The organism is Brevibacterium sp. LE-L, assembly GCF_050214925.1.
Classification (GTDB): domain Bacteria; phylum Actinomycetota; class Actinomycetes; order Actinomycetales; family Brevibacteriaceae; genus Brevibacterium.
This window is the reverse complement of sequence record NZ_CP189759.1, coordinates 707,478-720,090: the sequence shown is the minus strand read 5'-3', so window position 1 is coordinate 720,090 and position 12,613 is coordinate 707,478. Positions and strand designations below refer to the sequence as shown.

Below are 12,613 nucleotides of genomic sequence, written 5' to 3'. Positions count from 1 at the left end.
AAGAGCCATGACACTGCATCCCGGACTCGAGAGCGTCTCGGGTCTTCTCGGAACCTGGCGTGGTGAAGGCCACGGCGAGTATCCGACGATCGAACCATTCGACTACGCAGAAGAAGTGACGTTCACCGACGTCGGCAAACCGTTCCTCCACTATGTGCAGAAGACCTGGTCACCGGCCGGAGCGCCGATGCACACAGAGACCGGCTACCTGCGGATCGTCGACGCTTCACAGGTGGAATTCGTGCTTGCCCAGCCGACCGGACAAACCGAACTCGCCGAAGGCCCGCTGACCGTGACGGCCGATGGCTTCACCTGCGAGTTGCGTTCCCAGGTCAACTGCGCGAGTTCGGCAAAGCACGTCGAGTCGACCACGCGGCGAATCGAACTGTCCGCAGACGCCCTCACGACCAGCTTCGCCATGGCCGCCGTAGGCGTGCCCATGAGACACCATCTGGCCTCGCAGATGCACAGGATCGGCTGAGCCTCCGCGACTCAGCCGATCCTGCGCATATTCAGTTCTCCGTGGTCGAGTGCGAATCGGCCTGCGCCAGTTCGCCGGAGGTCGGCGACCCGGGCAGCCGCGCGAGGTAGTGCATCGTTCCGTTGATCATTTCGGCCTCGCGTGGGTGTCCGTGCCGCAGTACCGACCAACCGGTGGCAGCCAGACGACTGGCTTGATCGGGTTGACCGGCTTTGCCCAACGCCCGCAGGCTCTTCGCCAATACGGCGGTCAGTGAAGCGACCATCTCGTCTGCTGCCGTCGAATCTGCCTGCATGCGGTCACGCGGACGGTTCGGTTCGGCCGATGCGCACCTGCCAGCGTTCCGGGCCCTCCTCGATCGCGTCCCAGGTGAACTTCCCAGCCTGTTCGGCGGCGAATTGGTAGTACAGAGGCTTCGGGTCATGGTCGTTGACGAGTACGAATGCATCGCCGACCGCAAGGTTGTTGTACGTCTCGAAGATCAGCTCGTGACGGCGTGCAGGAACCTCAGCCCGCACATCCAGTTCGATTTCCTTGCTCATGGCAGTTCTCCTTCATCACGCGTGGGATTTCACTTTGCATTTTTCACGGTACCATTCCGTGTTTATTATGCTAGCGCAACCCACATCGTCGGCACCCGGCCTGAACTGCACGTTCGCAGACACACTCACCGAATCAGGTGACGAGATGTCAGCGAATCGAAGGGCCCCCGAAGACCTGCTGAAGCGGGATCGAATCGTCCTGCCACGGGGTGAGGACCCATGCGACGAGGTAGGCACCGATTCCCAGCACGGGGAGCAGGAACGACGCGAGGACGATGAGGCGCATGAGCCAGACATTGATGCCGGTCACCTCGGCGAGGCCCCCGGCGATACCACCGAGGATGCGGTCGGGACCGCGACGGAAACTGACTTTGCGGATGGAGTCGAAGATTGAGTTCATACCTGAGACTCTACGGACCCGTATGTGCTGAGGCACTGGTGCTGACCGTCGAAGCAGAGTGAGGGAAACCGGAGTCCGCGGTCCTCGGTCATCGTGTTCCCTCGAGGGCCGGTTCCTCACGCCGAGCGAAGTCCGGGGCGTGCTCGGGCGTGATGCCGACTCCGAGGATTCTCGCCGGCACGCGCGTGAGTGCGGGAAAAGTCGTGAGCAGCCACTCGATCGGTGCAGGTGGGCGGATGGGGCGCCGACCGTGGACGGCGGGTTCGACCATCCGGTGGATGCCCGACTGCAGAAGTTCGACGGCACGGGTGGTCGGCAGCCGTCTGAGCTGGAGACGTCGCAGATCCGCCGGGCTGACCGTTCCTGAGCGCAGCGGTTCTGCGAGCACCCGGGCGACGGCGACTCCGTCTTGCACCGCGAGGTTGACCCCGACTCCCCCGAGCGGACTCATCGCGTGCGCCGAATCGCCGATGCACAGCAGCCCCTCGGCGAACCATCGCCTGGCCTCGTTCCGGCGAACGTCGAGAAGCTTCACATCGTCGAGTTCGACGGCGCCGACGTCCCCGGCAAGCTGCGGGTAGGTCTCGGCGACGGCATCGCGCAGCGCCTCGATGCCTTCGGCGCGGAGTCTGGCGTCGGCACCCCTCGGGATGAGGCGGGCGATCTGGACATGACCTTTGCGCGGGATCGCAACGAAGACCTTGCCGTCGCCACCTCGCGGAGCCACGGAGTCGGGCAGATCCGCCTCGGTGTCGATGCGGAACCACCACACGTCGATCGTCGACGACAGCTCACGCACGGACAGCCCCACCTCGGCGCGGGTCTTCGACCACCGGCCGTCGGCGGCGATGACGAGCGGGGCCCGGAACTCGAACGGCCCTGCCTGGGCGATATCAGATGGTTTCGCGGCGGCTCCCTCTGTCGGGATGGTGCTGGCCTCGGTCGGTGGGGCCGCCTCGGTGCGCGCACGCAGACCGGCCACACGATCGCCGTCCCAGATCAACGAGGTGGCCTCGACGCCCATCCGCAGATCGAAGTTCGGTTCGGCTTCCCCGGCCTTCGCGAGCAGGTTGAGGAAGTCCCACTGGGGTGCGATCGTCATGAACGGGTGGGGCAGGTCGAGGCGGGTGAAGTCGGCGAGGAGGACATCGTTGCCGTCTCGGCCGGTGAGTGTCACGCCTTCGACGCGGCGGTGAGCGATGCGGGCGAACTCGCGGTAGAGTCCGAGCTCGTCGAGCAGCCGCAGGGTTGAGGGATGGATGGTGTCGCCGCGGAAGTCGCGGAAGAAGTCGGTGTGCTTCTCGATCACCATGACCTTCACACCGCCGCGGGCGAGCAGAAGCCCTGCGACGACTCCGGCCGGACCACCTCCGGCGATGATGCAGTCTGCGTGTTCGGTGTCGGCCATGACACCCTCCTCCGCTGGTTGGTTCCAGTGTCCAGAGTAGACTCCGAGGCTGCTGCTGGGTATAGGTCTCGGGCGTCGATCCGCGGGATCGCCTTTCCGAAGCGCACTCCGGCAGCCTGTGCCCTCAGGTAACATCCAGTCATGGCTCCCACTGTCCGACGCCCCGTCCCCGCCGATGCCGCCGCCATGGCGCGCGTCCATGTCGACACGTGGCTCGAGACCTACCGCGGGATCATGCCCGACAAGCTGCTCGACGCCCCCGACTTCATCGATCGACGGCGGCAGATGTGGACCAACATCCTCACCGAGGCGGCCCCATCTGCGTTTATCTGCGCGGCAGCCGAGCACGACGGTGAGATCGTCGGCATCGCCATGTCCGGTCCCCCGCAAAACGATGGCGAACCCGCCGGCGGAGGCACCGAGGCGCTTCGCCCCGAGGATCGGCACCTCTACGTCCTCTATGCCTATCGATCCGTACACGGAACGGGTGTCGGGCAGGACCTCCTCGACGCCGTCCTCGACCCCTCTGCAACAACGGCTCTGTGGGTGGCCGACCCGAACCCCCGGGCCCAAGCGTTCTATGCAAAGAACGGGTTCGTCGCCGATGGAACCGTCAAGACCGACGAGTACGACGGCGTCCGCGAGGTGCGGATGGTGCGGCCGGGACGGGCTTGATTCGCTTCAGGTAACGCGAAACTCGAAAAAGTCGTCTCCAGCGACGTCTTTTTCGAGTTTCGCGTTACCTGAGGCCCTGTCAGGTCCAGACGGTCCGTTCCTGTGCACTCAGCTTCCCACCGGCACCGAGGCGGCCGAGCGTGAGTGCGCCATCAAGCGGCCCGCCGGCGGGCTCGAGGATGGTGACGTTCGGGTGCAGACGTGCTGCTTCGGTGCGGAATCCCTCGACGAGGCGGCCGCCGGCGGCCGCGAGTCCCCCGGTGAGCGCGATGCGGATCGGCGAATCGGCAGTCCGGCCGTGCAGCGAGAATACGGGAGCACTGGATGTGCTGCCCTCGCCAATCGGGAATGATCGGCCCCCGGAGTCGGCGGCGCGTGCCACGGCGAGCGCGCTGCGGGCGGCTTCTCTCCCTGCCTCGCGGAGCAGATCGGCAGATGTCGCGTCGCCGGAGCAAGCACAGTCGGCGATGTCGACGGCGAATTCGGCGAGCAGCCCGGCTCGGTCGCTGCGCGTATAGAACTGGCTCGGCCACATGGCGGGAGAACCGAATCTTCGGGTGGCCGCCTCGAGCAGTGTGCGTCCGTGTTCGTCGATTCCGTCGTGAGTGCGCAGAGCGAGTTCGAGACCATGACGTCCCAGCCACGCTCCTCCCCCGCGATCGCCGAAGAGGTGGCCCCAGCCGTCGGCTCGCGACCAGTCGGCAGACCAGTTACCTGTCTCGTCCGGGCCCGGATGGGAGATGGCAATCGCCCCTGTTCCGAGCACAGTGATCGCCCCACCGGTCCCGCCGAGCGCTCCGAGCTGGGCGGTGACTGCGTCAATGGCTGCAACCGCAGGCACACAGCGGTCGGCTGAGATCTCCGCCAGGACATCGGACGGATCCTCGGCAAGAGAGGCGATGCCGGTCGCACCGATGCCGATGCCGCCCACCTCACAGAAGCGGCCAGTCCACGTCTCCGACGCCGTTCTCACAAGTTCCCGGACGACATGAAGAACGTTGCTGCCGCTCGGCCCGATCTCGATCCGCGGGCCGGTGAGTTGGGCGATGACGCGTGGGGCAGAGCCCGCTTCATCGACCTCGCCGAGCGCGGCGCGACTGCCGGTGCCGCCGATGTCGATGCCGAGGATCAGGGTCATGCGCCCACGGTACCCGGGCCGGCGTTGTCCGGTCCGGAGCTGTCACCGGCTTCGGACGATGTGCTCGTCCCGACAAGTTCGGCGATCGCGGCTCTGACCGAACGATCATGGGACTCCAGTGTCGAAGCCGCCCGGGCGGGGGCCGCCTCGGTGAAGGAGACGACGATGGCGGTCTTGAGATCGCCGTTGCAGCGTTCCAGCAGCGACCTCGCTTCCGCTTCGTCGAGGTCAGCGGCCTCCCGAAGGATGCGGACGGTGCGTTCGCGCAGCTTCTCGTTCGTCGCGACGACCGAGACCATGAGGTTGTCCCACGTCCGCCCCAACGCGACCATGAGCGCGGTCGAGAACCCGTTGAGGGTGAGCTTCTGCGCGGTACCGGCCTTGAGCCGCGTCGATCCCGTGATCACCTCGGGCCCGGTGTCCAGCACGATGTGGTCCTCGGCTTTGTCGGCCAGGGAGGCATACGGGTTGTTCGAGATGAGCACCGTGTGCGCGCCCGCGGTCCGAGCCGCGTCGAGTGCCCCGCCCACGTAGGGCGTCGACCCGCTGGCGGCAATGCCGATCGCCACGTCATCGGGTCCGAGTTCGGTCCCGACTGCGCGTCCGTCGGCCTCGGAGTCCTCGGCGTTCTCCACCGCGTTGACCAGGGCCGCCCGGCCGCCGGCAATGTGCCCGATGACCCGGCCGGGTTCGAGGTTGAACGTCGGCAGGAGCTCGCTCGCGTCGAGGACACCGAGCCGACCCGACGTACCGGCGCCGAAGTAGTGGACACGACCGCCTCGGCACAGGCGCTCTGCCGCAATGTCGACGAGCTCGGCCAACTGGGGCAGGGCCGCGGCGACCGCGTCGATGACCGCGCGGTCTTCGGAATTGAGCACCTGCAGCACCCCGAGGGTGTCGAGGTCGTCGAGTCCGGAGCTCGCGGGATTGCGCTGCTCGGTCGGCGAGAGCCGACGCTGGGAGGAGGTCATGGACGGTTGCTTCCTTCCGCCTCGGCGATGGCGGGCTCTTCGACGACCCGCGTCTTGTGACGCAGGCCGAGCAGGCCGCCGACGGCGAAGGTGACGAGGACGCCGAGCAGCGGATACCACTGCCACGCCACCCACACCTCACCGGTGACGTACTTCTCCATGACGAAGAAGAACGCGTTGACGGCCACGGCCAGAGCGAATGCGATGTTCGCGTCCACGGCCCGGGCCCGCTTGTTGACGATGCCGAAGACGAACGCGCCGAGCAGACCGCCGTACGTGATGCCGGCGATGCCGAGGGCGAGGATGACGATGTTGCCCTCATCGGACTGGAACACGGTGGCCGGAAGGATGAAGGCCACGCCCCAACCGATCGTCGCCCAACGCCCGACCGTGAAGCCCTGCGCATCGGTCATCGGAGTGCGCTTGAGCTTCGCATAGACGTCGTTGACGGTCGAGGACGACAGTGCCGAGAGCGAGGAGGACAGCGTCGACATCGCGGCGGCGAGGATGCCGGCCAGCAGCAGCCCCGAGACTCCCGTGGGCAGGCCTTCGATGATGAAACGGGGGAAGATCTCGTCGTCGCGGGTCAGGCCGAGATCGGCGGGCAGCGCGTGGTTGTAGTAGGCCCAGAGAGCGAGTCCGACGGCGAGGAAGACGGCGAACTGGACGACGACCACGACACCGGACCAGATGAGGGCCTTCTGCGCCTCGAGCTTCGACCGGCAGGAGAGCAGACGCTGGACGATGAGCTGGTCCGAGCCGTGGGAGGCCATCGCGAAGACGGCACCGCCGAGGAAGGAGGGGATGAACGACGTGTCCGCGGAGAGCGGGTTGCCTTCGAAGACGAAGACGTTGAGCTTGCCCGCGTCGATCGCGTCGGTGAGCCAGCTGCCGCCCACCGCCGCAGAGATGACGACAATCGTGAGCAGACCGCCGATGACGTAGAGGAACATCTGTGCGACATCGACCCAGACCACGGCCTTGATGCCGCCGATGAAGGTGTAGGCGATCGTGACCACGGACAGGACGACGATGATGACGAAGTAGTTCGTGTGGATGCCGAGCCCGTCGAGGATGACCTTGACGGGGATGGCGCAGGCGAGCACCCGGATGCCGTCGGCGAGGAGACGGGTGAAGAGGAAGGTCACACCCGCCGTCGTCTGGGTCGAGGTGCCGAAGCGCTTGCCGAGGTAGGCGTAGGCGGTGACCATCTCACCGTCGTAGTAGCGCGGAAGCATGAAGAAGGCGACGATGACGCGGCCGAGGATGTAGCCGAAGCCCAGCTGCAGATAGTTGAGGTCGCCGAGGTAGCTCATGACCGGAATGCCGATGACCGTCAGGGCACTGGTCTCGGTGGCGACGACGGACATGCACACCGCCCACCACGGCAGGTCGCGGCCGCCGAGGAAGTAGCCCTTGAGGTTGCTCTGCTTTCCGCTCAACGCCAGTCCCAGCCACGCCGTTGCGACGAGATAGGCGATGATCACCAGGAGGTCGATGATCTGCATTGGTCTCTCCTTGATAGAGGGGGTGGATCGGGTGGGTCGTGTTGTGGTTGGGGCGGGTCGTGCTGTGGCCGGGATGGAATGCGCTGCTGGATGGGCCGCCTGATCAGTCGGTCAGTCTCAGTCGGTCAGTCTCAGCCGGATCGGTCGTCGGTGGAGCGGCTCGGGCAGGCGCAGCGGCCCGGGCCCGGGGGTGAATCGCCCGGCGATGCGCGGGCCGGTCGCCCCGGTCAGGCTCGGTTCGGTGCCGTCGAGGCCATGCCAGCTCAGCCACCCGATGAGTGCCATGAGCAGAGCCTCTTTGCTTCCTTCGGGCAGCCCGAAAGCGACGTCGGTGCTCGTGAGTTCGACCCCTGCACCCAGCTCCTCGCCGAGGAGGCGCATGAGCTCCGGGTTCCTCGTCCCACCCCCGGAGGCGATGACGGTGGTGACATCGTGACGTCGGCACGCCTCGGCGATGGTGCGCGCGCTCAGCGCAGTGACCGTGGCGATCTGATCACGCTCGCCGAGGTGGGGGTGGGCGTCGAGGAAGGAGTCGAGGTAGACGGCGTGGAAGAGTTCCTTGCCCGTCGATTTCGGGGCTGGGAGCCCGTAGTAGGGCTCGGTGAGGAAGTCGCTCAGCAGCGCCTCATCGACGGTGCCCGAAGCGGCGAGCGCACCGTCCCGGTCGCAGTTCTGCGTGCCGTCGGTGATGCGGCGGGCGAGGACGTCGATGAGGGCGTTGGCCGGTCCCGTGTCGAAGGCGATGGAGTCCTGACCGGGGGCAGCGACGGTGATGTTCGCGATCCCTCCGAGGTTGAGCACCGCGGTGGCAGCAGAGGCATCGGCCAGCAGCAGGGAGTCGAGCATCCCGACGAGCGGAGCACCCTGACCGCCAGCGGCGACATCGCGGGAACGCACGTCGGAGAGCACGGGAACGCCGAGCCTCTCAGCGATGAAGGCCGGCTGCCCGAGTTGGAGGGTCGAGGTGACGTGCCCGTCGCTGATGTCGTGCCGGACCGTCTGCCCGTGGGAGACGACGAGGTCGGGGCGCAGGTCGTGCTCGGCGCAGAGTTCGGACAGAGCCTCGGCGGAGAAGCGTCCGAGCCGAGCGTCGACGCTGCTGACCAGGGACAGGGGAATGTCGGCCGGCTGCAGGAGGCGGAGGATGTCGGCGCCGAGCTCCTCGTCGAACGGGGTTTCGCGTTCAGCGAGGATGCGCACGTCCAGAGTGCTCGGGTCCGCGCCGACGAGGTCGGAGCCGACGGTGGGGTCGGGCAGGAACTCGGCGATGACGAGGTCGAGGCCGTCGGCGGAGGTTCCGGTCATGAGTCCGGCGATGATCATGGCTGGTCGTCTCCCGTGTGGTCGGGGTTCGCGTGGTCGGATTTGTTGTCTGTCGGTCCCGAACCGACGGGTGTGTAGTCGGGGTTCACATGGTCGGTTTCGGTGTCGGTTGGTCCCGAAACGACGGATGTGCGGTCGGGGACGGTGAGTTCGGTGCGGACTTTGTAGCGATCACCGCGGTAGACGGACCTGACGAACTCGAAGGGCACATCGCCCGAGCCGCGGGAGGCGCGTTCGAACAGCAGCGCGGCGGAGAGTTCGTCCACGCCGAGATGCTTGGCCTCGGCAGCGTCGAGAAGAGTCGGTTCGATCGTCTGCACGCTGTGGTTGAGGCTGATGCCGAAGCGCTCGCGAAGCAATACGTAGAACGAACTGTTCTCCAGGTCCTCGGCGCACAGCCCCGGCACCAGGGAGGACGGGACATGGAGCTCTTCGAGGGCGATCGGCTCCTCGTCGGCCAGCCGCAGGCGCACGATCGCCACGACCTCCTCGCCGGCATCGAGGTGGAGCCTGCGGGCGATGTGCGTTCCGGCCGCAGCGGTGTCGAAGCTGAGCACACGGGAGCCCGGTCGCATCCCGCGGGCGAGCATGTCCTCGGTGAAGGAACTCGCGGCCAGCGGTTGGTCGAGCTTCGGGCCGAGGGCGAAGACCCCGGTGCCGTGCCGACGCCTCACGACGCCTTTGGCCACAAGTTCGTCGATCGCCCGGCGCAGGGTCATCCGTGAGATGCCCAGCGTCTCGGCGAGCTGGCGTTCGGGCGGGAACTGTTCGCCAGCGACCATCTCTTCGAGGCGGTCGAGGAGCTGATCCCGGATGGAGTGGAACTTCGTCACCCCACCATTGAGTCACAGGTCACACACTGAATTCAAGACCACTGGTCTATTTTGTGCCGCAGAGCCGACGGAGCCGCGCAGCACGCGACGCGGTGAACCCAGCCGAAGCGGAACTGGGTGAGGCCGGGCCGGGCGGCGCGCGGCGCGGCTGGGCGTTCCGCCTGTCACCACTCACGTAAATTCCGTGCACGCACCTCTCAAGTAACGCGAAGCTCGAAAAAGTTCTCACTGGCGACGACTTTTTCGAGCTTCGCGCTACCTGACGCACTTTCCGCCTGAGGGATGCCTTGGGCGGCGGATTCTGAGTGCCCGACGGTGGCTCCCTGACGGCGGTCAGACGAAGAGGAGCGAGAGCAGGAAGGCGAAGATCAGCCCGAAGACGCTGACGAGGGTCTGGACCATCATGTGAGTCTTCGTCGCTTGGCCGATCGTCATGCCGAAGCTCTCCTTGACGAACCAGAATCCCGCATGGTTGACCCAGTTCAGGCCGATCGAGCCCGAACCGATCGCGATGACGACCAGAGACACGTATGCCCCGGAGTGATCACCGATGAGAGGTGCGACGATGCCGGTCGCCGAGGTGATTCCCACAGTCGCCGATCCTGTGGCGAACGACAGCAGGATGCCGATGAACCAGCCGAGCAGGATGAGGTTCATCTCCAGGTGAGAGGTCGCACCGACGACGGCGTCGCCGATTCCCGAATCCTTGAGCACCTCATTGAAGGCACCACCTCCGCCGATGATGAGAATGACTCCGGCGATTGATTTGAGACTGCCGCCGAAGGAGCTGCGGATCCGCTCTCCGCCCATGCCCGAGGTCCACCCGAGCGCAATCGCGGCGAAGATGACTCCTGCCAGCATGGCGATGACCGGGTTGCCGATGACCTCGGCGACGGGTTCGAAGGACGATTCCGGCGCCACGAGCTGCACCACGGTGTGCACGAGCATGAGGACGACGGGGACGAGGACGGTGACGAAAGCGAGCCAGATGGGGATCGTTCGCAGCTCCCGTGAGTCCACCTCGGCGCGGGCTCCGGTGTATTGGTCGATGAGGTCGGCGGTCGGTTCGAGCTTGACGCGCGGGGCGATCCAGCGGGCGTACACCGGGCCGGCGAGGATGACGGTGGGAATCGCACAGACGAGGCCGAGTCCGATCGTCGTTCCGACGTTTGCGCCCAGTCCGGACACGGCGATGAGCGGTCCCGGGTGGGGCGGGACCATGCCGTGGAGGCAGGCGAGAGCGGCGATAGCGGGGACGAGGATCCGCAGGTACCACAGCTTCTTCTGGCCGGTCTTCTTCTCCAGCTGGGACGCGACCGCATAGATGACCGGAATGAGAACGACGAGGCCGACCTCGAAGAACATCGGGATACCGATGATGAAGGCGACCCCCGTCATGATCCACGGGGCGACCCTCGGTGAGGAGTGCTCGATGACGAGGTTTGCGATCCGCTGGATGGCGCCGCTGTCGGCCAGGAGCCGACCGAGCATCGCGCCGAGGGCGACAACGACACCGGTCTCGCCGAGGGTGTCCCCGGCTCCGGCGACGATCGTTTCCGGGATCTTGCCGACCTCCTCTCCGGCCGCAAGCGCCGTCACCGCAGAGGTGATGAGGAGGGCGAGGAACGGATGCAGCTTCGTCTTCCAGTTGATGAGGAGGATGAGAAGCGCGATCGACGCGAAGAGAAGCGTCACGAGGTATGCGGTTGAGCCAATCACTGGCGCAACGTTACGCCCCGGCCTACGGGAGTCAGACATAAGGGGTTCACGCGGGACCGTGAAGTCCCTAGCATGAAGCCATGACTGCATATACCGGACAGAACCTGACTGCCGCCCTCAACAACAATGGTCTGGCCGACTGGCAGGCTCGGAATGACACGATCAGCACTCGACTGCTCACCGGTGATTTTGCGACCGGCCTCGACCTCATCAATAAGATCGGCGCAGCCGCCGAGGATGCCGGCCACCATCCCGACATCACCCTGACGTTCCCCCACGTCGACATCCAGCTGACCAGCCACGACACGAATGCCGTAACCGAACGCGACCTCGACCTCGCGGGCACGATCAGCCAGCTGGCCGCCTCGGCCGGGGTGAAGGCGGACCCGAACGCGGACTGACGGGCGCAACCGCCACCGCACCGGGCACCGGCAAGCTGGGGCCACGAACGGTACGGCCGAGTACGAACCGTGCCTTCGGGTGCGGTCCGTACTAATCTGGGGATACAGCCATCCGCGCGAAACCCAGGAGTACGTGTGCACCTAGCCGCCGAGAACCGCTACGACTCGATGACCTACCGCCCGGTCGGCCGATCCGGGCTCGTCCTGCCCGCACTCTCACTGGGGCTGTGGCACAACTTCGGTGACGACGTCGCCTTCCAGAATCAGCGCGATATCGTCCGCCGGGCCTTCGACCTCGGAATCACGCACTTCGACCTCGCGAACAACTACGGACCCCCTCCGGGCTCGGCCGAAACCAACTTCGGACGACTGCTGCGCGAAGACCTCCTCCCTTACCGCGACGAACTCATCATCTCGACGAAGGCCGGATGGGACATGCACCCGGCCCCTACGGCGGTCCGGGCGGCAGCCGCAAATACCTGCTGGCCAGCCTCGATGCTTCGCTGCGCAGGCTCGGCCTCGACTACGTCGACATCTTCTACTCCCACCGGCCCGATGCCTCGACCCCGCTCGAGGAGACCATCGGCGCCCTCGACACGGCAGTCCGTTCCGGGCGTGCGCTCTACGCCGGCATCTCCTCGTACTCCGCCGCCGACACTGCCCGGGCCGCTCAGATCGCCAGGGATCTGGGAACACCGCTGCTCATCCACCAACCCTCCTACTCGATGGTCAATCGGTGGATCGAAGACGACGGACTGCTCGAGACCACGGAGGGCGAGGGCCTCGGTGTCATCGCGTTCTCGCCTCTCGCACAGGGCCTGCTCACGGACAAGTACCTCGGCGGTGTCCCCGAGGAATCACGGGCGGGAAAGAGCACCCCGTCGTTCAGGGACGGCTTCCTCAACGCCGACAACCTCGCACGCATCCGGGCTCTCAACGACATCGCGACCGCCCGCGGTCAGTCCCTGGCCCAGATGGCCCTGGCCTGGGCATTGCGAGATGACCGCGTGTCCTCCCTGGTCATCGGGGCCAGCCGGGTCGAACAGCTCGAGCACAATGTCGCGGCCCTCGACGCAGCGCCCCTGAGCGCCGAGGAGCTCAAGACAATCGACGAATACGCCGTCGACTCCGGCGTCGACATCTGGGGCGATGCCCGCCGCAGCACCGCGCAGTGACGTGCCGGCGCTCACCCGGACCGGCTCATCCGCCTGTGA

General features: G+C 66.2%; 13 protein-coding genes and 1 pseudogene. 4 read left to right on the top strand and 10 right to left on the bottom strand.

Going from position 1 to position 12,613, the window contains the following annotated elements; translation table 11 throughout:
• Nucleotides 1-7: 7 nt before the first annotated feature.
• The gene (locus ACQE2J_RS03145) at nt 8-481 is read left to right on the top strand and encodes an FABP family protein (RefSeq protein WP_426937049.1); all 474 of its coding nucleotides are present in this window, start codon (nt 8-10) and stop codon (nt 479-481) included.
• Nucleotides 482-512: 31 nt separating this feature from the next.
• Here the strand turns inward: ACQE2J_RS03145 and ACQE2J_RS03140 are convergent, their stop codons facing one another.
• The 4 genes from ACQE2J_RS03140 to ACQE2J_RS03125 form a co-directional block, all read right to left on the bottom strand.
• Complete coding sequence (locus tag ACQE2J_RS03140) at nt 513-776, bottom strand: hypothetical protein (RefSeq protein WP_426937048.1); 264 nt, start codon at nt 774-776, stop codon at nt 513-515.
• 4 nt (nt 777-780) lie between these two features.
• Nucleotides 781-1,023 (bottom strand): DUF2249 domain-containing protein, encoded by a 243-nt coding sequence (locus tag ACQE2J_RS03135; RefSeq protein ID WP_426937047.1) that lies wholly within the window; start codon nt 1,021-1,023, stop codon nt 781-783.
• Nucleotides 1,024-1,171: 148 nt separating this feature from the next.
• The gene (locus ACQE2J_RS03130; RefSeq protein ID WP_426937046.1) at nt 1,172-1,423 is read right to left on the bottom strand and encodes a PspC domain-containing protein; all 252 of its coding nucleotides are present in this window, start codon (nt 1,421-1,423) and stop codon (nt 1,172-1,174) included.
• Between the two features lie 88 nt (nt 1,424-1,511).
• A complete protein-coding gene (locus tag ACQE2J_RS03125) occupies nt 1,512-2,831 on the bottom strand; it encodes an FAD-dependent oxidoreductase (RefSeq protein ID WP_426937045.1) in 1,320 nt (439 codons plus the stop codon).
• A gap of 141 nt (nt 2,832-2,972) precedes the next feature.
• Here ACQE2J_RS03125 and ACQE2J_RS03120 point away from each other — a divergent pair, with 141 nt between their 5' ends.
• On the top strand, nt 2,973-3,506 hold the full coding sequence (locus ACQE2J_RS03120; protein ID WP_205683345.1) for a GNAT family N-acetyltransferase: 534 nt from the start codon (nt 2,973-2,975) through the stop codon (nt 3,504-3,506).
• Nucleotides 3,507-3,585: 79 nt separating this feature from the next.
• Here the strand turns inward: ACQE2J_RS03120 and ACQE2J_RS03115 are convergent, their stop codons facing one another.
• From ACQE2J_RS03115 to ACQE2J_RS03090, 6 genes are all read right to left on the bottom strand, one after another.
• Nucleotides 3,586-4,644 carry a BadF/BadG/BcrA/BcrD ATPase family protein gene (locus tag ACQE2J_RS03115; protein WP_426937044.1) on the bottom strand — a complete coding sequence of 353 codons (1,059 nt, stop codon included), beginning with the start codon at nt 4,642-4,644 and terminating at the stop codon, nt 3,586-3,588.
• Nucleotides 4,641-5,615, bottom strand: a complete 975-nt coding sequence (murQ, locus tag ACQE2J_RS03110; protein ID WP_426937043.1) for an N-acetylmuramic acid 6-phosphate etherase — start codon at nt 5,613-5,615, stop codon at nt 4,641-4,643. Before murQ ends, ACQE2J_RS03115 begins: the two co-directional genes overlap by 4 nt.
• On the bottom strand, nt 5,612-7,123 hold the full coding sequence (locus ACQE2J_RS03105; RefSeq protein ID WP_426937042.1) for a sodium:solute symporter: 1,512 nt from the start codon (nt 7,121-7,123) through the stop codon (nt 5,612-5,614). Before ACQE2J_RS03105 ends, murQ begins: the two co-directional genes overlap by 4 nt.
• A 117-nt stretch (nt 7,124-7,240) precedes the next feature.
• Nucleotides 7,241-8,446 carry an anhydro-N-acetylmuramic acid kinase gene (locus ACQE2J_RS03100; protein ID WP_425120503.1) on the bottom strand — a complete coding sequence of 402 codons (1,206 nt, stop codon included), beginning with the start codon at nt 8,444-8,446 and terminating at the stop codon, nt 7,241-7,243.
• Nucleotides 8,443-9,279: a GntR family transcriptional regulator gene (locus ACQE2J_RS03095; protein ID WP_426937041.1), complete on the bottom strand. Its 837-nt coding sequence runs from the start codon at nt 9,277-9,279 to the stop codon at nt 8,443-8,445. Before ACQE2J_RS03095 ends, ACQE2J_RS03100 begins: the two co-directional genes overlap by 4 nt.
• 333 nt (nt 9,280-9,612) lie before the next feature.
• A complete protein-coding gene (locus tag ACQE2J_RS03090) occupies nt 9,613-10,998 on the bottom strand; it encodes a GntP family permease (protein WP_240689811.1) in 1,386 nt (461 codons plus the stop codon).
• An 80-nt stretch (nt 10,999-11,078) separates the two neighbouring features.
• On the opposite strand from ACQE2J_RS03090, the gene ACQE2J_RS03085 reads away from it, so the two are divergent.
• Together ACQE2J_RS03085 and mgrA are read left to right on the top strand one after the other, a co-directional pair.
• Entirely contained in the window at nt 11,079-11,399 is a 321-nt protein-coding gene (locus ACQE2J_RS03085; protein WP_425120500.1) for a 4a-hydroxytetrahydrobiopterin dehydratase, read from the top strand.
• Nucleotides 11,400-11,567: 168 nt separating this feature from the next.
• Nucleotides 11,568-12,574, top strand: a pseudogene (gene mgrA / locus ACQE2J_RS03080) (L-glyceraldehyde 3-phosphate reductase).
• The last annotated feature ends 39 nt before the right edge of the window (nt 12,575-12,613 follow it).

What these genes read in the sequence shown, in the direction of transcription:
- ACQE2J_RS03100 (WP_425120503.1), bottom strand. Translation starts at nt 8,446, where the DNA reads ATGATCATCGCCGGACTCATGACCGGAACCTCCGCCGACGGCCTCGAC.
- ACQE2J_RS03125 (WP_426937045.1), bottom strand. Translation starts at nt 2,831, where the DNA reads ATGGCCGACACCGAACACGCAGACTGCATCATCGCCGGAGGTGGTCCG.
- ACQE2J_RS03135 (WP_426937047.1), bottom strand. Translation starts at nt 1,023, where the DNA reads ATGAGCAAGGAAATCGAACTGGATGTGCGGGCTGAGGTTCCTGCACGC.
- ACQE2J_RS03130 (WP_426937046.1), bottom strand. Translation starts at nt 1,423, where the DNA reads ATGAACTCAATCTTCGACTCCATCCGCAAAGTCAGTTTCCGTCGCGGT.
- murQ (WP_426937043.1), bottom strand. Translation starts at nt 5,615, where the DNA reads ATGACCTCCTCCCAGCGTCGGCTCTCGCCGACCGAGCAGCGCAATCCC.
- ACQE2J_RS03115 (WP_426937044.1), bottom strand. Translation starts at nt 4,644, where the DNA reads ATGACCCTGATCCTCGGCATCGACATCGGCGGCACCGGCAGTCGCGCC.
- ACQE2J_RS03140 (WP_426937048.1), bottom strand. Translation starts at nt 776, where the DNA reads ATGCAGGCAGATTCGACGGCAGCAGACGAGATGGTCGCTTCACTGACC.
- ACQE2J_RS03085 (WP_425120500.1), top strand. Translation starts at nt 11,079, where the DNA reads ATGACTGCATATACCGGACAGAACCTGACTGCCGCCCTCAACAACAAT.
- ACQE2J_RS03105 (WP_426937042.1), bottom strand. Translation starts at nt 7,123, where the DNA reads ATGCAGATCATCGACCTCCTGGTGATCATCGCCTATCTCGTCGCAACG.
- ACQE2J_RS03145 (WP_426937049.1), top strand. Translation starts at nt 8, where the DNA reads ATGACACTGCATCCCGGACTCGAGAGCGTCTCGGGTCTTCTCGGAACC.
- ACQE2J_RS03120 (WP_205683345.1), top strand. Translation starts at nt 2,973, where the DNA reads ATGGCTCCCACTGTCCGACGCCCCGTCCCCGCCGATGCCGCCGCCATG.